The organism is Chryseobacterium sp. (assembly GCF_008014695.1).
Classification (GTDB): domain Bacteria; phylum Bacteroidota; class Bacteroidia; order Flavobacteriales; family Weeksellaceae; genus Kaistella.
Genome location: NZ_VOXE01000004.1, coordinates 195185 through 218296 on the forward strand (window position 1 = coordinate 195185; position 23112 = coordinate 218296).

15 protein-coding genes, 2 tRNA genes and 1 pseudogene are annotated in these 23112 nt (G+C 38.4%); 4 read left to right on the top strand and 14 right to left on the bottom strand.

The annotated features are described in order from the left end of the window. Positions 1-151: 151 nt before the first annotated feature. The 7 genes and pseudogenes from FUA25_RS11885 to FUA25_RS13495 all read right to left on the bottom strand — a co-directional run bounded on the left by FUA25_RS11885 (position 152) and on the right by FUA25_RS13495 (position 8347). Positions 152-1138, bottom strand: a complete 987-nt coding sequence (locus tag FUA25_RS11885) for a phospholipase D-like domain-containing protein (protein WP_147757140.1) — start codon at positions 1136-1138, stop codon at positions 152-154. Continuing rightward, positions 1135-3441: a response regulator gene (locus FUA25_RS11890; protein WP_147757141.1), complete on the bottom strand. Its 2307-nt coding sequence runs from the start codon at positions 3439-3441 to the stop codon at positions 1135-1137. Before FUA25_RS11890 ends, FUA25_RS11885 begins: the two co-directional genes overlap by 4 nt. After that, positions 3438-4694 (bottom strand): hypothetical protein, encoded by a 1257-nt coding sequence (locus FUA25_RS11895; protein ID WP_147757142.1) that lies wholly within the window; start codon positions 4692-4694, stop codon positions 3438-3440. The genes FUA25_RS11890 and FUA25_RS11895 overlap by 4 nt, the downstream gene beginning before the upstream one ends. 5 nt (positions 4695-4699) lie before the next feature. Next, positions 4700-5953 carry a reverse transcriptase domain-containing protein gene (locus FUA25_RS11900; protein ID WP_147757143.1) on the bottom strand — a complete coding sequence of 418 codons (1254 nt, stop codon included), beginning with the start codon at positions 5951-5953 and terminating at the stop codon, positions 4700-4702. A 370-nt stretch (positions 5954-6323) separates the two neighbouring features. Beyond that, complete coding sequence (locus FUA25_RS11905) at positions 6324-6728, bottom strand: hypothetical protein (RefSeq protein WP_147757144.1); 405 nt, start codon at positions 6726-6728, stop codon at positions 6324-6326. A gap of 90 nt (positions 6729-6818) precedes the next feature. Continuing rightward, complete coding sequence (locus FUA25_RS11910) at positions 6819-7808, bottom strand: helix-turn-helix transcriptional regulator (protein ID WP_147757145.1); 990 nt, start codon at positions 7806-7808, stop codon at positions 6819-6821. A 95-nt stretch (positions 7809-7903) separates the two neighbouring features. Then, positions 7904-8347, bottom strand: a pseudogene (locus FUA25_RS13495) (hypothetical protein). Between the two features lie 251 nt (positions 8348-8598). Between FUA25_RS13495 and ahcY the strand changes: the two are divergent. From ahcY to FUA25_RS11940, 4 genes are all read left to right on the top strand, one after another. Further along, entirely contained in the window at positions 8599-9912 is a 1314-nt protein-coding gene (ahcY, locus tag FUA25_RS11925) for an adenosylhomocysteinase (RefSeq protein WP_147757148.1), read from the top strand. Positions 9913-10176: 264 nt separating this feature from the next. After that, complete coding sequence (locus FUA25_RS11930) at positions 10177-16653, top strand: GEVED domain-containing protein (RefSeq protein WP_147757149.1); 6477 nt, start codon at positions 10177-10179, stop codon at positions 16651-16653. Between the two features lie 126 nt (positions 16654-16779). Beyond that, a complete protein-coding gene (locus tag FUA25_RS11935; RefSeq protein WP_185146707.1) occupies positions 16780-18108 on the top strand; it encodes an aspartyl protease family protein in 1329 nt (442 codons plus the stop codon). 2 nt (positions 18109-18110) lie between these two features. Further along, the gene (locus FUA25_RS11940) at positions 18111-18629 is read left to right on the top strand and encodes a hypothetical protein (RefSeq protein WP_147757151.1); all 519 of its coding nucleotides are present in this window, start codon (positions 18111-18113) and stop codon (positions 18627-18629) included. 4 nt (positions 18630-18633) lie between these two features. On the opposite strand, the gene FUA25_RS11945 is transcribed toward FUA25_RS11940, so the two are convergent. From FUA25_RS11945 to FUA25_RS11975, 7 genes are all read right to left on the bottom strand, one after another. Then, positions 18634-19605 carry a L,D-transpeptidase gene (locus tag FUA25_RS11945; RefSeq protein ID WP_147757152.1) on the bottom strand — a complete coding sequence of 324 codons (972 nt, stop codon included), beginning with the start codon at positions 19603-19605 and terminating at the stop codon, positions 18634-18636. A 170-nt stretch (positions 19606-19775) separates the two neighbouring features. Next, positions 19776-19849, bottom strand: a tRNA-Asp gene (locus FUA25_RS11950). Between the two features lie 85 nt (positions 19850-19934). Then, a tRNA-Asp gene (locus FUA25_RS11955) sits at positions 19935-20008 on the bottom strand. 126 nt (positions 20009-20134) lie between these two features. Next, positions 20135-20452: a thioredoxin gene (gene trxA, locus FUA25_RS11960; RefSeq protein ID WP_147757153.1), complete on the bottom strand. Its 318-nt coding sequence runs from the start codon at positions 20450-20452 to the stop codon at positions 20135-20137. Between the two features lie 77 nt (positions 20453-20529). Continuing rightward, positions 20530-21705, bottom strand: coding sequence for a cysteine desulfurase family protein (locus FUA25_RS11965; RefSeq protein ID WP_147757154.1), 1176 nt, complete (start codon positions 21703-21705; stop codon positions 20530-20532). A 38-nt stretch (positions 21706-21743) separates the two neighbouring features. Then, positions 21744-22331 carry an HAD family hydrolase gene (locus FUA25_RS11970; RefSeq protein ID WP_147757155.1) on the bottom strand — a complete coding sequence of 196 codons (588 nt, stop codon included), beginning with the start codon at positions 22329-22331 and terminating at the stop codon, positions 21744-21746. Positions 22332-22346: 15 nt separating this feature from the next. Next, positions 22347-23072: an SDR family NAD(P)-dependent oxidoreductase gene (locus FUA25_RS11975; RefSeq protein WP_147757156.1), complete on the bottom strand. Its 726-nt coding sequence runs from the start codon at positions 23070-23072 to the stop codon at positions 22347-22349. Between the last annotated feature and the right edge of the window lie 40 nt (positions 23073-23112).

Below are 23112 nucleotides of genomic sequence, written 5' to 3' on the forward strand. Positions count from 1 at the left end.
AGGGTAACTAACCGCTTAATAGATTTCACCTTCCTGAGGTTTAACTTTCCCTTTTAAAATTTGGGGTATCATGGGAATTAGTATAGCCATTTCTGAAAATTTTAGTTGGAGATGAAATTAACATTGCTATTAATTCAACTTGAGTGCATTTCTATTTTCTCTCTATTAGATTGAGATTTCTAACTTTTTTAGTGAGATCTTTTCCATTGTTTAAACAAATTTGTGAAATGATGGCGTTTCCCTCCATATCAATAGAGAATGTAAATCTCATTTCTACTTTTCCTTTTTGGAGCAACGGTAGGCCGTCAAACTCAAACATTAAGAGTTTTGAGTTTTGACTTGCCTTAATATTATTACCGTATACAATGTTGGTTATGCTTTTTGATTGATAGTCCTTACTTGTCCTCACCACTGCTGAATATGTGTATGGGACTTTATCTCCTTTCTTAGCCAAGTATTTTATTTCATCATTTAGAATGGAGATACCGATATTGTGTTTCAGAATATATTGAGGTAATAAATCTAATGAAGAAGCTAATTTTTGAATTTTAATGTTATCCGGTGCGATGTCAAACGCTTTATTAATGTCTGTTCTATCCCCCTCTGTTTTGGCTTGATATAAAATATCTTGAGCAAGATATTCCCTTTGATTTAGTTCATCATTAACTCCAACTTCAAATTTAGAAATCTGCTGGATGCTGTCTAAACGATTTGTTGTAGAACATAGATTTGAAAATTCATGGGAAAATGATTTTATCACTTCCTCTTCCTCTTTTATGATGAGAATGTTTTCTCTGTTTTTTTCTTCTGCAAAATAGGTCCAGTTGTAGGATCCATTTATGAGAATTATATTATCAATCAAACAGAATTTGTTGTGCATTGGGTTTTCTAAGCTTGAAAAATAGAACTCCCCACCTAAATCAATAAATTCCTGAAAATTCAATCCACCGATTCGGTTGTTTATAAAATCATTGTGAATTATCAGTTTAATGCGGACCCCATCTTTTAATTTTGTCAAAAGGATATTAAATAATTCACGATTAGTGAACCAATAGACAGCAATAAGTACCTCATCTGTCGCTGATAAAACTTCTGAAATAATATTTTTTCTTATAGCCGAGAAATGCGTAGTTATCATTTAGATTTCTTGAAGTTGGGATGTGTAGAAAGTTCAGCAAGAGAGTCCTCAAAAGTTTTTTCTGTTAGACCATTTAAGAGATTCTTATCACTAACATTTTCAAGAGATGTAAAATATTTCAAAAAGCTTATCAACTCTAGAATATCTTGAATGCCAATTTTACTTGAAATATTTTCTTTGCTGTAATGAGCTGCTTTTGTATTTCGGTTTGTATAGATTCGCGTCCAATTCATCACCGACGAATTGGAATTTCCCAATCTATAAATTAAAATAGCAGATACTTTAAAATTAGTGTCTAATCTTTTAATATGTTCTTGTTTCAACGAATTTTTATTTATATCATATTTTCCGTTTGTGAATTTTATACTTCTCTCAAACTCTTTATTTTTCCGTTGCTGAACGAGAATCCTTTGGTCTTTATTTATGACATACACCGAATCGCCTTCGATAAGGAAAAAGTCTTGTGAAATTAAAAATTCCAGGAACAAATAAATTTGGATGTATGCATATGATAAATACTTCTTGTCAAATCGTGCTCTTTTCAATAATTCAAATGAAATATCTAAAAATGAATTAATTTCTTCACCAAGTATTATTTCGTCCTTATCAAATGAAGAATATATAAGAATGGAATTTTTAATTTCTACGAAATCTGAGTAGACATTTTTTAAAAATCCCATTTGAGATGCTTCCTTAAAATTTCTTATCAAATCATTAATCGCATTATTTGTGAAAGTTTCATCGATACTGTTTTCGGGTGATTCTTTTATTATAAAACCATCCGCTCCCGCGTTTTGATTGGCTTGAAGATTCCATATTTTATTTGTGGCAGAAAATATAAGAACCTGAATGCCGGGATTGTGTTTTTTTATCCTTTTAAGTATTTTAAGACCTGTAACGCTGGAAATGTCTTTCTGCAGAAAATCGGAAGGATGTAGCCGGAAATCCAAGAGTACTATATCGGCGTCAATTTTGATCACCTTTTCAATACCCTTTTCAATGATCAGGTCCTGAGAAAGCGTCTTGAAATCTTCCTCGAGATAACTGAACTCAAATCTATTAATGTCATAGAAAATTTTACAGAGGTTTTTGTACCAGCCTTTATTTGCGTCATCGTCAATGAGGAGAATCCGGGGTTTATTGTTTACCTTAATCTTAAGCGTATTCTCCAAAATTATTTCTGCCGATGAAACCGGGAATCTGGTTTTTAAATACTTAAAATAGCTGTCTCCCTCGACTCTCTTGCTTATTTTTTCAATTGCCTCGTCAGAAGTATCTAATGTCCGGGCCCATCTGTAAATTGCCCACTCATTAGTCGCGCTATGGGAATCTTCGTAATTGGAAGGGACTTTCAAATTAATTTTAGCCAGCTCAGCCGGCAACTGGTAATCCTCTAATTTCTGAGGACGGTATGCCAGCGAGCGGAGAAATCCTTCCCTGGAATAACTGATGAGAAAGATGTTCTTGGTTTTTAAAACATCATAGAAATCATTATTCAGTAGGTCCCGGTGCTCTACAGGTGAATAAATAAACAATGGTGTTAATTTATTTTTTGAATCGGTGATGCGAATATGCAACGCCAAGCGGAGTCCATTAAAATCGGACAGAACATTTCCGAAGCAAAGGGGGATGAAAATTTTATCAAATGTTTCGTCATTAAACCACTCCTTCACTCTTTGATCGAGATATTCGTCTGAAATCAGGTGATTAAATTTATCTTCAGTAAAGAAGGTCTCATCCCTTGACTCTTGAATAGAGACGGGAATTTCGTCTTCCAAGCTAAGCGCCAAAAAAGTTACTTCAGCAGTATCCAATTGTGTTGAATCAAAAGCGTTATTGCTATCCTGTATCTTTTGGAGTAGCTTTTCTTCCCGGAAGAAGTCCCTGCCAAAAAGCAAGTTGCGTAAATCTATGTTTTCGCTCTTTACTTCTGATAAAAACACCTCTAAATTCTGGTATAAAACAGAAACGGGTAAGTGGGCGATATTGCCATTAATATGACGGTCCACTTTGCTGCCACTAAAGTACACCAGCGAGTTACCATTCTTTTCGGTAAAAGCAGTCAATTTCTCCCGGATGAGACGGCTGTCTTTCGGGTGGTTGTTAAGAACGTTGTCAAAAAAGGATTCGTGAAACAAGATTATGCTGTCGTCAGCAAAGATTTCCTCACGCAGATTACCATTCTCCAGATCCTCATATGAAGAAATACTATGTATGATGCCGTGAAATTCGTTAAAACGTTCCTGTGTCCAGGCATAATCTATTTCCTGCCTTTCAGTTTTTTCGTCTATTAAAAAAATCATTTTGTAAATTTTAAGATGTATTCAACACCATGGAATGATGAAACTGAATCCGGTTTGGCTTTAGCCGGTTTTCCGTCCCAGAAATTGATAATATGGGGCTCTTCCGAATCCGCATAGATTGCCCTTATATAGAAATCGCAAAGTCCATTAAGTTGCAAGTCAAAGAGGTTCGACAGGACTTGACCTGGCCGATTAATTGCGTCAAAGCGAGATTTTCGGAAGGTTGTATTCTTATGATGGACTGACAGTTCTACAGTTCCCTTCTTACTTTGCAGCAAGGACAGTTTAACTAGGGGTTTTTCTAATTTATATTTTTTTTGCACTTCAATTATCAATTTGATCAAAACGTCATAGGCGGCGATTAGTTTCTGCACGTTCGTAAATAATTCGATATCCTCAGGGAAGTTTTCTTCCTCAATTATAAATGTAATATCCCTTTCCCAGTTATTTCTTGTATTGTGAGTTTTTAAAATTTGCACTAGCGGATTGTCTCCCCGGATATGGAATAGTTTTTTAAAATATAATATGAGATCAGAAAAATAAATTGATTTGTCGGCAGGGAATGTTTGTCCACTTAAAGGTTGAGGCAATTTACAGCCTTTGTTCTTCTGGACGTTCTTAAATCCCGGGTCTGGATGGGGAACTGCTCCCGGATTTTTTCGACACCAACTTTCCAATTCATCGGAAAACCAATTTATCGTAATTGTGCTGTCCAAATTAAGATTTTTACTGTTGTCAAAATTTCGTCCTGTTATAAATGCAAAGAAGATTGCCTTGAGGTCGCCGTCTGCATACCCTTTAATCCACTCGTTGAATTCGTCTATTAAAAGTTGACGGTGATTGAAATAATCATAAGTAAGTGTTCCGCAAGCCCTGTTGATCATCTTTAGTTCGTTGCTGTCAATTAAATGACAGGCGGTACGAAGGAGTGGATTCTGATTGAACTTTTCTAAAAACGATGCTAATTTATGTGGATTCACATATTTTAGTTTTGTGGATCCCATTTGCGGGGTTCCCATCTCCTCGTCTATTTTTTTATCGGGCATAACATGTGTCATGCTTCCCAATTTTCCACCAAGCGTTGTCTGTACTTGTTCTTCCAACTGAGCAACACGCTGTTCTAAATCTTTGCCCAACAGCCCATCCTTTTTTATCTCATTCTTTGTATTACGTAATATACGTTCACGCTGACTAAGCGTCAATTTTTTATTTTCGAGAAGTTCCTGTATAAAATCGTATTTATCTTTTGCCATAGAAATTATAATAATGCAATTTGATCAGCTACTTTATCAACTCTAGGAGATGGGTCAGCGTAAAATTTTGACATTGCCTCATCAATACCATTCTTTTCCCATGTATCTAAAAGTTGATCGACTGATTTGTTTCTCAGCGAAAGTTTTTCAAATCTTTCTTTTAGACCCAAATAAGTGGAATTGTTTTCCCCCTTTACCATTTTCAAGTAGTTAAGCTTACCTTCGATAACATTCTCCATAAAAAAGGAGGTCTTTCCAAGGTTTTTAACATGTCCCTTGTCTTTGATGTATCCATTTAAAAATAAATTGAAAGCTTTCTCGGCCCCAAATTTCTCCCAAAAACTTAGCCATAGACGAATCCTTTTTACATAAGTTCGCGTCACGTTAGAAAATTCATTTACAGTAATGCCGGTTACTTCCTGGCGTGTACCAGATTTTTGCAGCCTTACTTTATCCTGATTAATTATAAAATACTGGTCGGAAACAATTCTTCCTAATTCCTTTCGAAATGCTCCTTCCTCCTGATATACATTTTGCATCGAGCTGAAAGTAATATCATCCGCGTATCGACTATATTTAACACCAAATCTTTTGGCGAGCCCAGTTAATCGCCGGTCTAACCGCTCACAGATAATATTTGTAAGGATAGGGGATAATGGAGAACCTTGTGGTAAGACCCGTTTTTCTGCCTTTTGAATTTTGCCATCTACAAGTCTTTCCACAATTGTATTTTCACAGGCTAACCATGCAATATAATTCCCTAATTCTTCCCGTCCATTTTCTTTATTGAAATTGAAAGGTGGAAAACTTAATCGGTTTAGTACCCTTCCGATTTCAATACTTGGAAAAAAATCTTTCAAGTCAATATTGAATACGTAGTTATTGCCACAATGTAAATTGGCATTATCTACTACAGATGCATCTTTAACAAATCCGTAAGCTGCAGAATGTGGTGTGAAAACTGTTTGGAACATCAGGTTAATACATTGCAACACTACTTTTAATTCAGGTTGTGGTGCATGAATCGTTCTCATACCCCCATTTTTCTTTTTGATTTCAAAAGAATGGTATCTGTTTTTCGATTTTGGATGAGCCAATGTTTTAATTACATACTCATCAATGCGGGTACGGTCTTTAAATTCAGGATATAAAATATCCTGACAAATATCAATAAGCATACAGAAATCCCTTAAATCTTTCATTGACTTGAAAAACTTCTTTATAAATTCTGCCTGCTCAATTGATATATTTTTTACCATTTTTCATTTTTATGTAAAAAGTTCAAAGCCTGTTTTGTGTTTTCTTTATATATTCAATTGCTAAAATAAGTGAGGGTACTTCTGAAATTAAATTGATCAAAAATTCAAGATGTAATAAAGTAAAACCAATGATCTACTAAAATAATATTACCAATTATTATAAAATAATATCCTCAGTCTACTAAGACCTATAAATCTAAATCAATTTATAAAAGAAACCTTCATCATCCCTAGCTTCGCCAGGAATACCTACAAAAAACAGTAGGCGAAATCAAAATCTAAAAAACAGGCTTTTCAATGAACTCTTATTGTTTTTCTGATGCAAACTTCAACGTCACCAATGCAAAGGAAGTGCACCAGAAAATAATTTTTATTTATAGCTTAGGAAATCATAATTTCCTCCCAGATGTTTGTCGACTTCAAAGGAGGACAAATATCTAAGATTATGATTCTCCTTTGGGGTATAAACCCCGTTAATAAAGTAATTAGGCCTAATCTTTTGCAAGATCCCCAGTACATTGTCAGTTTTTCTTCCCAAAAAAGCGGCGATCTCTTGAGGAGACTTTTTTCTATAATAATCCTGCTCATATAGTATGGCAAAAATTTGAAATTTGAAAATATGAGCGGAGCATTCTGCACTGATACGAGAATCTTTATCAAAAGGTTTCTCTAAATTAATTTCAAAAAGTTCACAAAATCTTTGGAATGAGGCATGTCTACCTGTGGTCCGGTAAGCAACTGTGCCCATTCTGGTGGGTAATTTTTCATTTTCCATAATGCTGATATTATTTTAATGCATGCTAATAGTATTGTGTGCGCTGTATAATGGTACAATGATATAAATATTCTGTGCACAATAACTGCATTAATAATTTGCAGACAGTTTTTTAGCTCTATTTTTAATAATCTCCACCAACTCCAGCGGCTCCAATACCTTCATATTTTCGCCGTAAGAAAGAATGAGTGACTGCAATTCATAATTTAGCTTGACCTCCAATAACAGAATATTTTCTTTGACTTGTTGTGAACCGTGAACAGGTTTGGATTTGATATACGGGATGATGTTATTACTCAATTGAATTTTAATTTTAACGGCAGCTTTCGTTAGATCATTACTTACTCCAACGATCTCCTCAAAGTATTCTTCAAAGTCTATGGGATTTGCTATGTACTGATCTTTACATGATATGATATTCTGCATCCGATCCAATGCTAAATTCTGAATGTAGCCATCAGTGTGATTCCAACCGAAGAGAAACCACCTGTTGTTATACTGCTTGAGGTAGTAAGGTGACAAAGTAAATGTCAACACCTCATCTGATGTAAAAGTTTTGTATTGGATTTCAATCACCTGCTGATTGATAATAAACTGATATAGAGGGTTCAGAAATGACAGACCCAGCAAATATTCATTTTCTTCGAAACTGATGACCTGTGTTTTCTGCGTTTCCGCATTTAATCCTGACTGAAGTTTTGCCTGTAAGGAATTCACCCAATCAAAACCGGGGAGATTATTCATTCTGCTCAGGGTCTCCAGAGCTTCTTGCAGAGAAGACATTTCCGAGGGGTTCAGCGGGGTTTTCAATATGGAAAACTCCGGATCTGAATACCTGTAAAAGACGGTACGACCGTCTTTTAAACTTTCGATGGGCGCCTCAAAACCGGCATCGCTTTTCATGAAATCCATATCTTCAAAAATCTGGCGGCGGGAAACCGTGGTCTCCTGCGCATAATGATCGGAAAGAATACTGGTGCAATATTCAATTAAATCATTGATGTAGAATTTTTTATACTGATTCGCAAAGCATTTGTCCAAAGCCTTGTATCTGATCTGAGCGTTTTTGTTCTGAGCCATTAAGGGGATTCACGGTTAACTCAAAACTACAAAAATAAAGTGAGAAGGAAAAAAGAAAACCATAAGATGATCTTGTGAAATTTTCTAAAGATATTTCACTTGCAAGTATACGCCACTTCCGATCCGACGAACCGTTTAAATTTGTTAAGGAAAGTTCTATAAACCCGGTACGTGTTTTCAGTAATGTTAAGATACATCTTCTCCAGAGTCTGATCAGCGTACTCAAAAAAGTTGATGGATTTTTTTTCCTGTACAGTCTCTTTTAAAGCACTTGCTGAAATGTTTTTAGTCTTTCTTTCCTCGTCGATAATTTCCATCGATGCGTCTGCCATTTTAGCGATAAGCACTGCATTCATCCTCGTGCTGTTCGGATAGTTTTTGCGGACCCTTTGCTGGTCCTGATCCCACTCTGAGGGAAGAAGCTATATTCCAAGGGAAATAAACCTTGCGTTGCGGTTTTTAATGACGCGGATATAAAGTGGGCATTTGCCAGTTTTATCTTTTTGTTGTGTTTTAAGAACAAATTTTACGGTTGCCATAATTCATACATTTTTTATTAAACAAACTGATGAATGCAAAAGGTTTAAAACCTGTTAAAACGGCGATTGGCAATGTGGGGCAACGATGTTGAAAGGTACAACAATAGGTACAACAAATGCCTCATTTGGATGCTTCGGGATACTTTCTTTTAAAATGTCCAAAAATGAAAACCCAGTGTTCATGGGCAAACAGCTGCATGTTTTGACAGTCCAAAGAAATTTGTGTATTTTTGCAAAAATATTTTGAATTAATGGAAACAACTACACAATACGTTCCTTATAAAGTTAAGGATATATCATTAGCGGAATTTGGAAGAAAAGAAATAAAACTGGCAGAGGCAGAAATGCCAGGTCTAATGGCCATCCGTGAAGAATACGGACCTTCTCAACCATTGAAGGGCGCCAGAATTGCAGGATGTCTTCACATGACCATCCAGACTGCAGTACTTATTGAAACTTTGGTTGCACTTGGAGCTGATGTTACCTGGTCTTCATGTAATATTTTCTCTACTCAGGATCACGCCGCCGCCGCTATCGCTGCTGCAGGAATTCCGGTTTATGCCTGGAAAGGAATGAACGAAGAGGAATTCGAATGGTGTATTGAACAAACGGTATTTTTCGGCGAAGACAGAAAACCTTTGAATCTGATCCTGGATGATGGTGGTGATTTAACAAATCTGGTTTTCGATAAATATCCTGAATTAACAAAGGACATTAAAGGACTTTCTGAAGAAACCACGACAGGAGTTCACAGATTATACGAAAGAATGCAGAACGGGACTTTAGTGATGCCTGCCATAAATGTAAACGATTCAGTTACAAAGTCAAAATTCGATAATAAATATGGCTGTAGAGAATCTGCTGTTGATGCAGTAAGAAGAGCCACAGATCTTATGCTTGCAGGAAAAAGAGTGGTTGTATGCGGTTATGGAGACGTGGGTAAAGGTACTGCGGCTTCATTTAAAGGCGCAGGATCTATTGTTACTGTGACGGAAATCGACCCTATCTGTGCGCTTCAGGCGGCAATGGACGGGTTTGAGGTTAAAAAACTTGAGACTGTTGTAGATACTGCAGATATTGTAATTACCACTACCGGAAACTTCAATATTGTAAGAAGCGAGCATTTTCTTAAAATGAAAGATAAAGCAGTTGTCTGTAACATCGGACACTTCGATAATGAACTTGACATGGCGTGGCTAAACAAAAACTACGGTTCTACAAAATACGAAGTGAAACCTCAGGTTGATGTGTACAATATCGAAGGTAAGGAAATCATTATCCTGGCAGAAGGTCGTCTGGTAAACCTGGGCTGTGCAACAGGACACCCGAGTTTTGTAATGAGTAACTCATTCAGCAACCAGACTTTGGCTCAAATTGAACTTTGGAAGAATGCTGAAGCTTACGGAAATGAAGTGTATATGCTCCCAAAACATCTGGATGAAAAAGTAGCGGCTTTACATCTCAAAAAATTAGGCGTAGAACTGGAAACTTTAAGTCCCGAACAGGCAAAATATATTGGTGTGGAGGTTGAAGGACCTTACAAACCGGAATATTACCGTTACTAAAAACAGGTAATTTCAGATGTTTTTTCTGAAATATTTTAATGTCTTATATAACGCTTTGGTTTCCCAAAGCGTTTTTTTAATCCCATTAAGATCTGATCACAAAAAATTAAAATTTTAATTTGAAACAAATCACGCTTCACCTCTATTTATCGATAAAATTCAAGAATTGATTATATTTTGCGCAATTATTAAAATTTTACTCCATCCGATGTATTAAATAATAAAAATTGTTTAGATTTGTAAAATAAACTTATAGTGAATATTATGAAGAAATTCTTTACCTTATTGATTCTTCTCTGCTCCTTTGTTACTTCATTTGCACAATGGACTCCAACGAGTATGCAGGGAGAAAAAATTCGAAATAATACGAAAGCATCGGATTATTTCAAATTAGATTTAAATGTATTAAGAGCTCAGTTAGTAAATGTTCAGGAAACCGGGCCCAAGGCGAAGCCAGTTCAAGTTTCAATTCCCACTTTAGGTGGTAAAATTGAAACATTTGCTGTTTACAGTCTGCCTGTTGTGGTAAAAGAGCTTGCTGATCAATATCAACTCGGATCCTATGTAGGAGTTGATGTGTCTGATCCCTCAAAATATATTAGATTTAGTGTCGCTCCGAATGATTTCCAGGCGATGATCATTCATAATGGTGAATATCAGTTCATTGAGCCCGCAAATAAAAGCAAAACAGTTTATGAGGTTCATCCCAAAACGGTGGACACTGGAAATAAAGGCTTTTTGTGTTCGATGAATGAAGATATCCTGTCAAAAGAGGAAATCAACAAACTCTATGATGCCGGAAAATCTTTCACCAATAATCCTAATGACTTTTCCAAAAGTTCTGATAAGAAATACAGAACAATGCGATTGGCAATTTCGGTGACCGCTGAATATACTACCTTCTTTGGTGGTGTAGCCGGAGCGCTTACAGCGATCAACGCAACAATGACAAGAGTAAACGGTGTATTTGAAAAAGATTTTGCACTTCATCTGAATGTGCAGAATTTTCCTAATTTAATCTATACCAATGCAGCCACCGATCCTTATTCCAGTGGACCTGTAGGGTCTGGTGGACCTTGGAATACTGAACTACAAAATACCTTAACTACAGTTATCGGTAATTCTGCCTATGACATTGGGCATCTTTTTGGTGCTTCAGGCGGCGGCGGTAATGCAGGATGTATTGGTTGTGTATGTGTAGATGATACTCCGAGCTTAACAGATAAAAATAAAGGTTCAGGATTTACTTCACCTGCTGACAACATTCCGCAGGGAGATAATTTTGATATTGATTATGTAGCTCATGAGATGGGTCACCAGTTAGGTGCAAACCATACTTTTTCGCATAATACAGAAAATTCAGGTATGAATGTGGAGCCTGGTTCAGGATCCACCATAATGGGTTATGCCGGAATTACAGGCACCAACACTGATGTACAGCCTCATTCTGACGGTTATTTTCACACTGTAAGTATCAATCAGGTTCAAACCAATTTAACAAATAAAACATGTGATGTTGAAATTCCGGTGACTAACAACCCACCGGTTATTGCAGCGTTGCCAACTTATAATATCCCTAAAGGGACCGCTTTTGTTTTAACAGGTTCGGTAACAGATCCGGAAAACGATCCCATGACTTTTACGTGGGAAGAGGTGGATACAGCCGGAGCTGTCGTTATTAATAAAACAAATCTGGGAACTACTTCTTCAGGTGCTTCATTCAGGTCTGTTGTACCTTCCACTGGCGGAGCTACAAGATACTTCCCTAAACTGCAATCAGTTTTAGCGGGTGTGTTAAACAATAGCACCAATACTTGGGAAGCTGTATCAACAGTTGCGCGTACAACAAATTTTGCATTGACTGTAAGGGACAACAATCCTGCAGGAAATCAACAGCAAACGCAAAGAGCCAATCAGGTTATTGTTGTTGGTAGTGCAGGTCCGTTCAAAGTAACTTCAACTGCAGGTTATAACAACAATCCATCGGCAGTAACCTGGGATGTAGTCGGAACAACTGCAGCACCTTATAGTGTTGCAAATGTTAAAATAGATTATACAACAGACAATGGAGCTACATGGAATGTACTTTCAGCCTCAACACCAAATGACGGTACCGAAAGCTTCACTTTTACTGGTGTTGCTACAGGAGCCATTGCAAAAGTTCGGGTTACAGCTCTTAATAATGTGTTTTATGCAATTGGGAATGTCACAATTTCTGCAATGGCAGTTTGTGATCCAACTATTGCCCCAACTGGAATTACGGTTTCACCCGTAACTCAAACTCAAGCTACAGTTAACTGGACTGCCGCTGCAGGTGCCGCATACGTTCTTCAATACAGAAAAATTGGAGCGCCTACGTGGACAACCGCAACGCCTGCTCCAACCACGAACTCGTATATTATTACAGGATTAACAGAATCCACGCAATATGAAGTTCAGGTAGCTTACGTATGTTCTAGCACTCAAGGTGTATTCTCTACTTCAACAAATTTTACAACTTTATCTTTAAGTTACTGTCCAATAAGTTCTACTAACTTCAGTGACGAATATATTGGTGGGGTAAAAGTAACTCCAAATGGAGCTGCGGTTATGAACAGTACTTCAGCCGGCAGTACCTACACAGATTATACTACGGATGCTACGAGATTGGTAAATCTTGTAATCGGTTCGGCCAATAATAATATTGAAGTGACAAAAGTATGGACTGGTACTACTTTTTCAGAAGCTGTAGTAGTTTGGATTGATTTCAACAGAAACGGTGTTTTTGAAACAGCGGAAAAAGTAATGGATTCACCAGCCAGTACAACTAATCCTGTCTCTACAAATTTCACAGTACCACCAACCGCTTACAGTGGAGGCTTACCTACAAGAATGAGAGTTATTCTTAAGTTTAGTTCGCCACCAACTGATGCATGTACAGGATATACATACGGAGAAATTGAAGACTATGCAGTTAAATTAATTACCCCTATTCCATGTACTTCTGCAGCGCCACTAAACGGTAGTGTAACGAATGTTACCGCAACTACCGCAAACGTAACTTGGGATTCTGCTACCGGAGCCACTTATGTTCTGCAGTACAGGGCGGTGGGTTCAGCAACTTGGATAACGGCCACACCCGCTCCAACTTCAAGTTCGTATACTTTAACTAATTTAACCCCATCAACTCCTTACGAAGTTCAGGTGGCATATGTTTGTGGAACTACACAGGGCACATTTACAGCTCCAATAGTATTCACAACACCTGCGGTGGTTTATTGTCCACAAACTTCCAGTGATACAACAAGAGGTTATATTTCAAACGTTATGGTATCTCCTACAGGTGCCAATGTAATGACCAACACTACAGGTGCAGCCAACTACACCTTATTTACCGCTGCTCCTGCTCCTGTAAATCTTATTATTGGTTCTACCAATAATGCTATTTCGGTTTCCAAAACATGGTCAGGAACGACATACGCCAGTGCTGTTGCTGCCTGGATAGATTTTAACAGAAATGGAATATTTGAGGATTCAGAAAAAATACTTACATCTGCATCAAGTACAACCACGCCAGTTACCGCAACATTTACGGTGCCTGCAACCGCTTACAGCGGAGGTTTGGTGACAAGAATGCGAGTGGTAATGCAAAACAGCACTGCACCAGTCGCGTGTACAAACTTTACATACGGTGAAGTTGAAGATTACGATGTTAAACTGCTTCAACTGCAGCCTTGTACTACCAATCCACCATCAAATATTACAGTAAGCAGTGTGGATGCCACTTCAGCTACAATATCGTGGTTGAATGCGACTGGAGCTACTTATCAGTTAAGATACAGAAAAGTTGGGACTACAGCATGGACAACGATTAATCCTGCAACAACTGCAACCGTTATTAACGGTCTTACTGAATCGACCCAATATGAAGTGCAGATTGCAACAACATGTAGTGCTACTACAGGTGCATTCTCACCGTCAGTAGTGTTTACAACGAGTCCTTTAACATGGTGTCCAATCAGTTCAACAAGTGCGGGCAGTTTCATTAATAATGTTACTGTAATTCCTACAAATTCAGTGACCATGAGTAATAATTCAGGTGCAAGTACTTACACTGATTATTATGGAGTTCCTGCTACCACCATTACAATGGTAAGAGGTCAGGCGAATAACACCCTTTCAGTGGGTAGATCTATTGCTTCAAGTACTTATGCTACATCAGCATGGGTGGATTTTAACAGAAACGGAGTATTTGAAACATCTGAAAGGATTATGAATTTAGGTTATTCCTCAACCACACCTGTTACTTCAACATTTACAGTTCCGGCTGGGGCATATGCAGGATCACAACCTACTAAGATGAGGGTGATCATGTCTTTCCTTACCATTACAAGTCCTTGTACGATGTCCACTCAAGGTGAAATTGAAGATTATCCCGTTGTGTTTGTAGATATGCAGCCGTGTACTACTGCCGCACCTAGTAATATTACAGTATCAAATATTACCTCTACAACAGCGAATGTTTCTTGGATAGCTACTACAGGTGGAACTTATGTGATAAGATATCGTCAGGTAGGTTCACCTACATGGATCACTGCAAACGTTCCCGTAACACCTGGAAATAGTTTTGTAATTCCTGGTCTAACAGAACAGACTCAGTATGAGGTTCAGGTATCAACAATATGCGGAGGAACCCAGGGAGCATTTTCTCCTTCAGTATTGTTCACAACAACTCCATTAACATATTGTGTACCGACCCCTACACCAAACAGTGCTCCTAGCACCAGTGCAGATGACTGGATTGCCAATGTAACCATTACCCCTACGGGAACTCCTCCTTTTGCCCCGATGACCAATAATTCAGGTGCAAGTGGTTATATCGATTATTCAAGTGATGCTACTAAATTGGTTAATCTGGTGATGGGTTCTACAGGAAATACTATCTCGATTGGTAAAGCTTGGGATGGAACTAACTTTAGTGTTGCAGTAACCGCTTGGATCGATTTTAACCGAAACGGTGTGTTTGAAGTAGGAGAAAAAATCATGATTTCCCCTTCAAGTACTACCACACCAGTTACAGCTACATTTGCTGTGCCTTCACCTCCAACTGCTTATAATGGTCCTTTGAAAACTAAAATGAGGATCATGTTGAGAGAATCTACTCAGCCGACAGATGCCTGTGTAGGTTACACTTATGGTGAGATAGAAGACTATGCTGTTAAATTGCACGAACCAATACCTTGTCTCAATACAACTCCGGTAGGTTTAACAATCACTGCAATTACCAGTACATCTGCTGTTGCAACGTGGACAGCTGATCCAGGTGGTGCAACATATAGCATCAGATACAGAGCTGTCGGAAGTACGACATGGATTACTCTGCCGCTAAGTACCAATACCTATACAATGACACCATTGTCATCCTCGACACAATATGAAGTGCAGGTGGCGGCTATATGCAGCAACCAAATGGGCGCTTACACGGCCTCCAGTTTGTTTACCACTAAATGTGATCCTACACCACCAGCCGGATTCACGGTAACAAATATAACTGCTACTTCTGCACAGGTGAACTGGGCTGCAACATTAGGCGCAACTTACAGTCTGCAGTATCGTGCAGTAGGATCGGGAACGTGGATTACTGTAAACGTACCTACAAACAGTTACAACTTAACAGCACTTACTCCATATACAACTTATGAAGTACAGGTTGCGTCAATTTGTTCAGGAGCAACGAATCCATACACCACTCCAATTGTGTTTACCACCTTACCAACATGTGAGATGGCTCCAATCGGGCTGACCGTTACAAATCTTACGATGACTACGGCTGAAGTGAACTGGAATACTTTTGCCGGTGCAACATATGTCTTAAGATATAGAAAAGTTGGATTTCCAAACTGGACTACTGTTAACCTAACCGTAAATACCTACTTATTGACGGGATTACTTGAAAATACACAGTATGAAGTTCAGGTAGCGAACGTATGTGGAGGAACATTACAGACTTTTACCTCTCCATATATCTTTACGACTCCAAGCGTGGTATATTGTCCAATGACATCTGCGAGTTCTGCAGCTGAACATATTTCGAATGTAAAAGTAACTCCTGCTGGTGGATTGCCGGCAATGACCAATGATTCCGGAGCAACCAACTATTCAAGTTATATTGGTAATAACCTTAAAACAATCCGTTTGCTTCAAGGAACTACCAATAATCAGATATCTGTTTCTAAAACCTGGGCGAATACCCAGTACAACGAAGCTGTTACTGTTTGGATAGATTTCAACAGGAATTCCACTTTTGAAGTTGGTGAAAGAATTCTTACTTCTCCACCAAATAAAAACACTCCAATTACCGGCACATTTACTGTTCCTTCCGATGCATTTGTAAGTTTAACAAATGACAAATATGTGGTAATGCGAGTGGTAATGCAGAGAGATGGTTCACCATTAAGCTGTGTTAACTTCCCTAACGGTGAAGTGGAAGACTATAAAGTGATGATTTCAAAAAGCGGTACAATCAATGCTTTGGATCAAAACACGATATTTATTTATCCGAACCCGGTTAGTGATATCCTGAATATTTCCAAAGTTTCTGAAGGTGCTCTTTATACCATTTACAATGCTGCTGGCCAGCTGATCTCCAAAGGTAAAATCTATGGCAGAAAAATAAATGTCAGCAAACTCGAAAGAGGCGTTTATGTAATTGATATAGACAATAACGGAGAAACCGCCCAGAAAAAATTCATCAAGAATTAACAATAAATTTTAAAAGAAAAAATCCCCAATTACTTGGGGATTTTTTTTTTGGAGTATTTTTATGAAAAGGTTTTTCAGCTTCAAATAAATTGCACTTGAATATGAAAAAAATCGTAATTTCAATTGATGAATTTCTTGAAACTATTTCTTCTTTTCACCGCGGTCTTTTTTAGAGCGCAGGATGGCTTTGAGATCACGGAAAATAAGAAGACTACTGTCATTCCTTTTCAACTCATTAACAATTTAATTTTCATTCCGGTAGAGCTGAACGGTGTTCCGCTTACCTTTCTATTAGATACCGGAGTTGCGGAGACGATCCTTTTTAGTACAGACAATAAAGAAATCAATTTCAAAAATATCGAAAAAATAAAATTTTCCGGACTTGGGGGAAGTCTGGAAATTGAAGGCCTGAAATCCATAAGAAACCAACTTAAAATAGGAAAAAATTTTACCGATTCTTCCCATACCATTTTCATTATTTTAGATGAAGACTTTAATTTCTCATCTCATATCGGCATTCCGGTAAACGGAATTATTGGATATTATTTTTTCCGTAACCATCCTGTTTCCATCAATTACATCACTAAAAAAATTACGGTTTTTGAGGACGAAAAAGCACTTCCAAAGAATATAGGCAAATTTCAGCAGTTACCCATTACAGTAGAATACAACAAACCGTATGTAGTGGCTGACGTTGAAATGAAAAACGAGAAAAACAGCTCAAAACTACTGCTGGATCTTGGCAACAGCGATGCCCTTTGGCTCTTCCCTGCCCTCATCAAGGATTTTGTTTACAACCGTCCGAATATCGAAGATTTTCTGGGGCGTGGTTTCAACGGAGATGTGTATGGAAAGCGAAGCCGCATTCATCATTTCTATCTGGGCAATTTTAAATTTGAAAAACCTTTAATGGCCATGCCCGATGAATTTTCTATACAGCATGTAAATTTGGTGAAAGACCGGAAAGGCTCGGTAGGCAGTGAAATCCTGAGGCGGTTCAATATTATATTTGATTATGAAAATAAAAAAATGTACCTCAGAAAAAACAAGAATTATGGAGATGATTTTCATTTCAACATGAGTGGCATTGATTTTAAACATGACGGAGTGAAATGGGAAGAAGAAATGGTAAAGGTTGAAACACCTACCAAAAATGACAATGCAGGTAATGAAGTAAATGTTATTGCAAACCCTTTTCAGTATAAATTTGTACTGAAACCCATTTACTCTGTCGCGGGAATAAGGAAAGACTCTCCAGCCTTCAAAGCCGGGCTTATGAAAGGTGATCAGATTCTCTCCATAAACGGAAAAAAAACTTCAAGCATGTCCTTAAACCAAATTAATGACCTTATGAAGTCGGAAGAAGGTAAATTTATTGAGATTAAGGCGACTCGCAATACACTAACCCTTACTTTTAGTTTTAATTTGGAAGACCCAATCCCTTACCGGGAATAATTATGAAAAAAGAAGAAACAACTTTAGATAAAATCCGTACGCGTCCGCGATTTAAGCTGATCATTCAACTCTCGCAAGATGAATATGCCGCAGGGCTGAAAAAATATCTTCAAGAACACCGGGAACAGTTTTCAGGAAATGTAAATTCCGAAATGGTGACCGTTTCCGTTAAAACAGAAACCGACAGTTACTGGAAGCCCTATTTGTCCTTACGCATCGAAAAAGAGGAGGAAAACACGGTTATTCGGGGCGTTTTCGGTCCCAGTTCCGCGGTATGGACTTTTTTCATGTTCCTTTATTTCCTTTTCGGGATCTTGTGGATGGTTTTCATCACCATGTGGTTTGTGGAAAAGCAGATTAAAAGCAATGAATTTCCTTGGGCATTGTCAGCTTCAATCACCATGCTTGTTCTGATATTCCTGACTTATGCAGCCGCAAAAATCGGGCAGCGGAGATCAAATACCGAAATGGAGATGCTGAGAAATTTTGCAGAAGAGTCTGTCCTTCCTTTTGAGAGTTGATTTTTTATGCAGCTTCAATATTTTTATCTGAGGCTTGTTCAGATGACTGAATAACATGCTCTCTTTTCTCCTGTTCATCAAGAATTTTAGAAAGATGTGGCTTAATTACTTCATTCAGGTCTTCCACAGTAATTAAATTGGCGGCAGGATTGTCTGATAACATTTTCCATGGCTTTTTACCACCCCATTTATAATCACCGAAAACAATAACGGGCGTTCCGTTGGCCTTTAAGGTCGCACCTCCGTCGTTCAAAATCCACGTATCTGCGAAATTGTACATCCATTTTGCGTCGTTCATTAAAAGGCGCAGGCATGAATGAGAAGCGGGAAAACCGGGAAGGTCATACTGATGCCATCCGATTCCAAGCGTATTGTGAATGTTGACGTTATAGGGCAGTTTCCACTCGCTGTCGACTGTAGAAATCGCAAGTTCCTTTTTCCAGTTTACAAACATAAGGCCGCGCTTTGTTTGCGCCGCTTTTTTGCCCATACTTGTAGGACCCCATTTCAGGAGTTCTCCGTTCTGATATACCGCATAAGCCTGGATGGGATAAGAAAAAATCACAAATTTATTCACCTTATCCAGCATTTCCATTTTCCTGGGAAATGGACTGTATAGCATTAATGTCGGGTCAAATTTATCGGGGATCACTAAAGTATCAGCTCTCCAGCGGTTTTTCTGGTCAAGACGGTTAAGAGCAAGGATTATATACTGCTCTTCTTCGGAATATTTTTTTGTAAACTCCCCCATCAAAGAATCCTTTTTATTTTTCGGGAAGATTAATGATGTATATTGAATTTGAGTGGCCTTCAGGGAATCCTCAATTGCCTTTTGCTTTTGATTATTCTGTTCCTTAGTAAGCACTTTATTTTCAGGGGAAATCTCTTTAACTGCTTCTTTTGTACATTGCATGAGCACACCAGAAAGCGTACCCATGAATAAGAAAAACAGAATTCTTTTTGTTGTAATCTTCATATATCCTTTCCCTACTCAGTTTCAAGAATGATACCAAATATCAGTGTTTACAAGGAATTAACTTGAAATCTTTGAATTATTAGATGGCTTCATCTATGCAAAGTGAAATCTTGTGTGTTGATTACCAAAATGTAAATAATATAAATAAAAAAGCCCCTGAATGGGGCTTGCGATCCGGACGGGACTCGAACCCGCGACCTCCGCCGTGACAGGGCGGCATTCTAACCAGCTGAACTACCGGATCAATTTTTTAAAAGTACTGACAAAACTTTAATGATTTCATGTGGCTCAATCAAACAAAATAATAAGATTGTGCCAAGCAATATATGCGATCCGGACGGGACTCGAACCCGCGACCTCCGCCGTGACAGGGCGGCATTCTAACCAGCTGAACTACCGGATCAATACGTTTTAAAGAGCTTGTTTCTTTTGATGAGTGCAAAAATACAACTTTCCGGCCATCTACAAAACCTTTTGACAAAAAAAATGCTTTCTTTTATAGAAAGCACTCAGTTTCAAGAGGAATTTTTTATAAATGTGCCGATAATTTTTCAGCAATCACTTCTTTTGAAGCAACACCTACTATTTTATCCACCACTTCTCCGTTTTTAAAGATCAAAACGGTAGGAATATTTCTGATTCCGTAATCTACCGAAACCTGTTGGTTATTATCTACATCTACTTTACCTACAACTGCTCTTCCTTCAAAGTCATTGGCTACCTCTTCGATGATTGGCCCCAACATTCTGCAAGGTCCGCACCATACTGCCCAAAAATCCACCAATACCGGTTTATCTGATCTTAATACAGTCTGTTCGAAAGACTGATCTGTTATTTCTAAAGCCATTTTTTTATATTTTTTAAATTACTGTTACTAAATTTCTTCCGCAAAAATACAATATTTAAGCCAAAGGAAAGCCCAAATTATCTATGCTGAATATTTGTTTTGTCTATTTCAAAGCTTTCCGAAATCTCTTTAAGCGCATCCGTAAGCGCATCAATCTCTGCTTTCGTGGTCAGATGGCTAAAGGAAACCCGAAGTGGTGTGCAGTTTTCCATTTCCTCTTCTTCCAAGAGCATCATCATGACCATTGAAGGTTTTGAAGCACCGGAAGAACACGCACTTCCCTGCGAAACTGCGATTCCCTTCATATCCAGTTTCAAACCAATCATCGGGTCTTTAAAAGGAAGCAAAACACTCAAGACGGTGTAAAGGCTGTTTTCTTTTTCGGCGCTTCTGCCGTTGAATTTTACGCCCGGTATTGCATTCCGCAAATTTCCAATGGTATAGTCTTTTATCTCCTGAATCTGGGCCGAATATTCTGCCATATGGTCTACTGCAAGTTCCAGGGCTTTACCCAAGCCCACAATTCCGCAGACATTTTCAGTTCCCGCTCTGAGGCTCCTTTCCTGGGGCCCACCTGTAATGATACCTTTCAAACCCGAAGATTTTCTGATGAAAGCAAAACCGCTGCCTTTCGGACCGTGGAATTTATGTGCACTGCACGAAGCAAAATCAACCGGAATATCGGAAAAATCCAGATCAACATGAGCAACCGTCTGCACGGTGTCTGAATGGAAAAGCGCTTTGTTTTCGTGACAGATTTCGGCAACCTTTTTTATATCGAGAAGGTTTCCGGTTTCGTTGTTAGCATGCATGAGCGAAACCAGCGTTTTCTTGTCCGAATCCTTAAGCAAGGTCTCCAGTTGCGCAAGATCGAAATCGCCTTTCTTATCAGGCTTAAGATAAATCACCTCCACATTTCTGCGTTTCTTCATGTCCAGAACCGTTTCGGCGACACATTTGTGTTCCATCGGCGAAGTAATGATTCTTTCCACACCCAGATGGTTCACACATGATTGAATGATCATGTTGTTGGATTCGGTTCCGCAGGAAGTAAATGTAATTTCAGCGGGCGAAACCTTAAGACATTCTGCAATCTGCCTTCTTACGTTTTCGATGAGAATTTTCGCCTCCTGACCAAAGCTATGTGTAGAAGAAGGATTTCCGAAGGTAATTTTCATCACCTTTACCATCGCATCGATTACTTCATCAGAAAGCGGTGTGGTAGCGGCATTATCCAGATATATTTTATCCATTTTAGTTGGAGATTTTTAAGATTTTTAAAAGGGTAAAATTAGTGAAAAAATTCAAAATGGCTTTCGTTGGCCCAGTCCATCATTTCACGGTCACCGGAAGTGTCTCCAAAGGCAATGGTCTTGTCGAATTTTTTATCTGAAATCGCCTCTTTGATGCGGTTGAGCTTCTCGGCTCCGTTACAGTTCTTACCGATGAAATTTCCGGTAAAAATCCCATTAATGAATTCGGCTTTTGTCGCGATAAGATGCATGCCGAGTTTTTCGGCGAAAGGCTGCACCCAAATGTCTAGAGATGCGGAAACAATATAACTTTCGGTTTGGCTGCGGTCTATATTTTCAATGAATTCCAAAGCGTTTCCGCGGATGATGGAAGGATAGCTCTTTTCAAAAAACTCGCGGGATTTTTTCTCGATTTTACTTTTGCTTTCCCCTTTTAAAACGGAAGAAATAAAACTTTTCTTTACTTTTTCGGCGCTGGCAAGTCTGAGCTTCAGCAGAATAAAAAGCGGAATATGTTTTGCAAACTGCAGATAGAATTTCGGGGCATCATAAAACTTAAGGAACCGAAACATCGTGTCGCTGTAGGTAAGGGTGCCGTCGAAATCAAAAAAATATGCTTTTTTCATCTGAAGAGTGCGTTCTTAAAGTTTCAATTTTTTAAAAATAAATTCCGGAATATTTCTGATGATCAGCATAATGAGTTCCCAAACAGGTAAAACATATGCGACATTTTTTCTTTTTTTATAGGCTTTGTAAATATGAGCAGCGGCTTCTTTTGCAGTGGCCGTCAGATGCGGGTTCAGGGGCAGGCCTTCTGTCATTTTGGTGGCCATAAATCCGGGTTTCACGGTAAGAACATGTACTTTATTGTCGAACAGATAATTTCTGAGGCCGCTCAAATAGGCGGTTAATCCTGCTTTTGCGCTGCCGTAAATGAAATTGCTCTGCCTTCCTCTTTCACCAGCGACCGAAGATAAAACAATGAGCGTTCCGGAACGTTTTCTTTCCATTTTTTCTGCAAAATAATTCAGTACAGGAATGAGTTTCGCATAGTTGATGCTGATGATCTTTTCAGTATTCTTACTGTCGTAAAGCGATTCTTCGGTACTTTCGCCGAGATGGCCTATTGCACAAAAAACCAGGTCCGAATTGATGTCCTCGAACCGGCTCCAGTCTATTTCTTTTGTCAGATCCAGGTCAACGACTTCGGCCTGCTGCACATATTTCACCTGAATGTGTTTCACAAACTTTTCTGAGGTTTCCGCATGGGAAGTGAAGAGATAAATTTTTGAAAATTTTTCTCCTTCCTTCAATGCTTTTTCTACAAATTCCTGCGCAACCTCGGAGTTGCTTCCCAATACGATCATACAAAATGATTAATGACGAATGACCACGGATCATTCATCG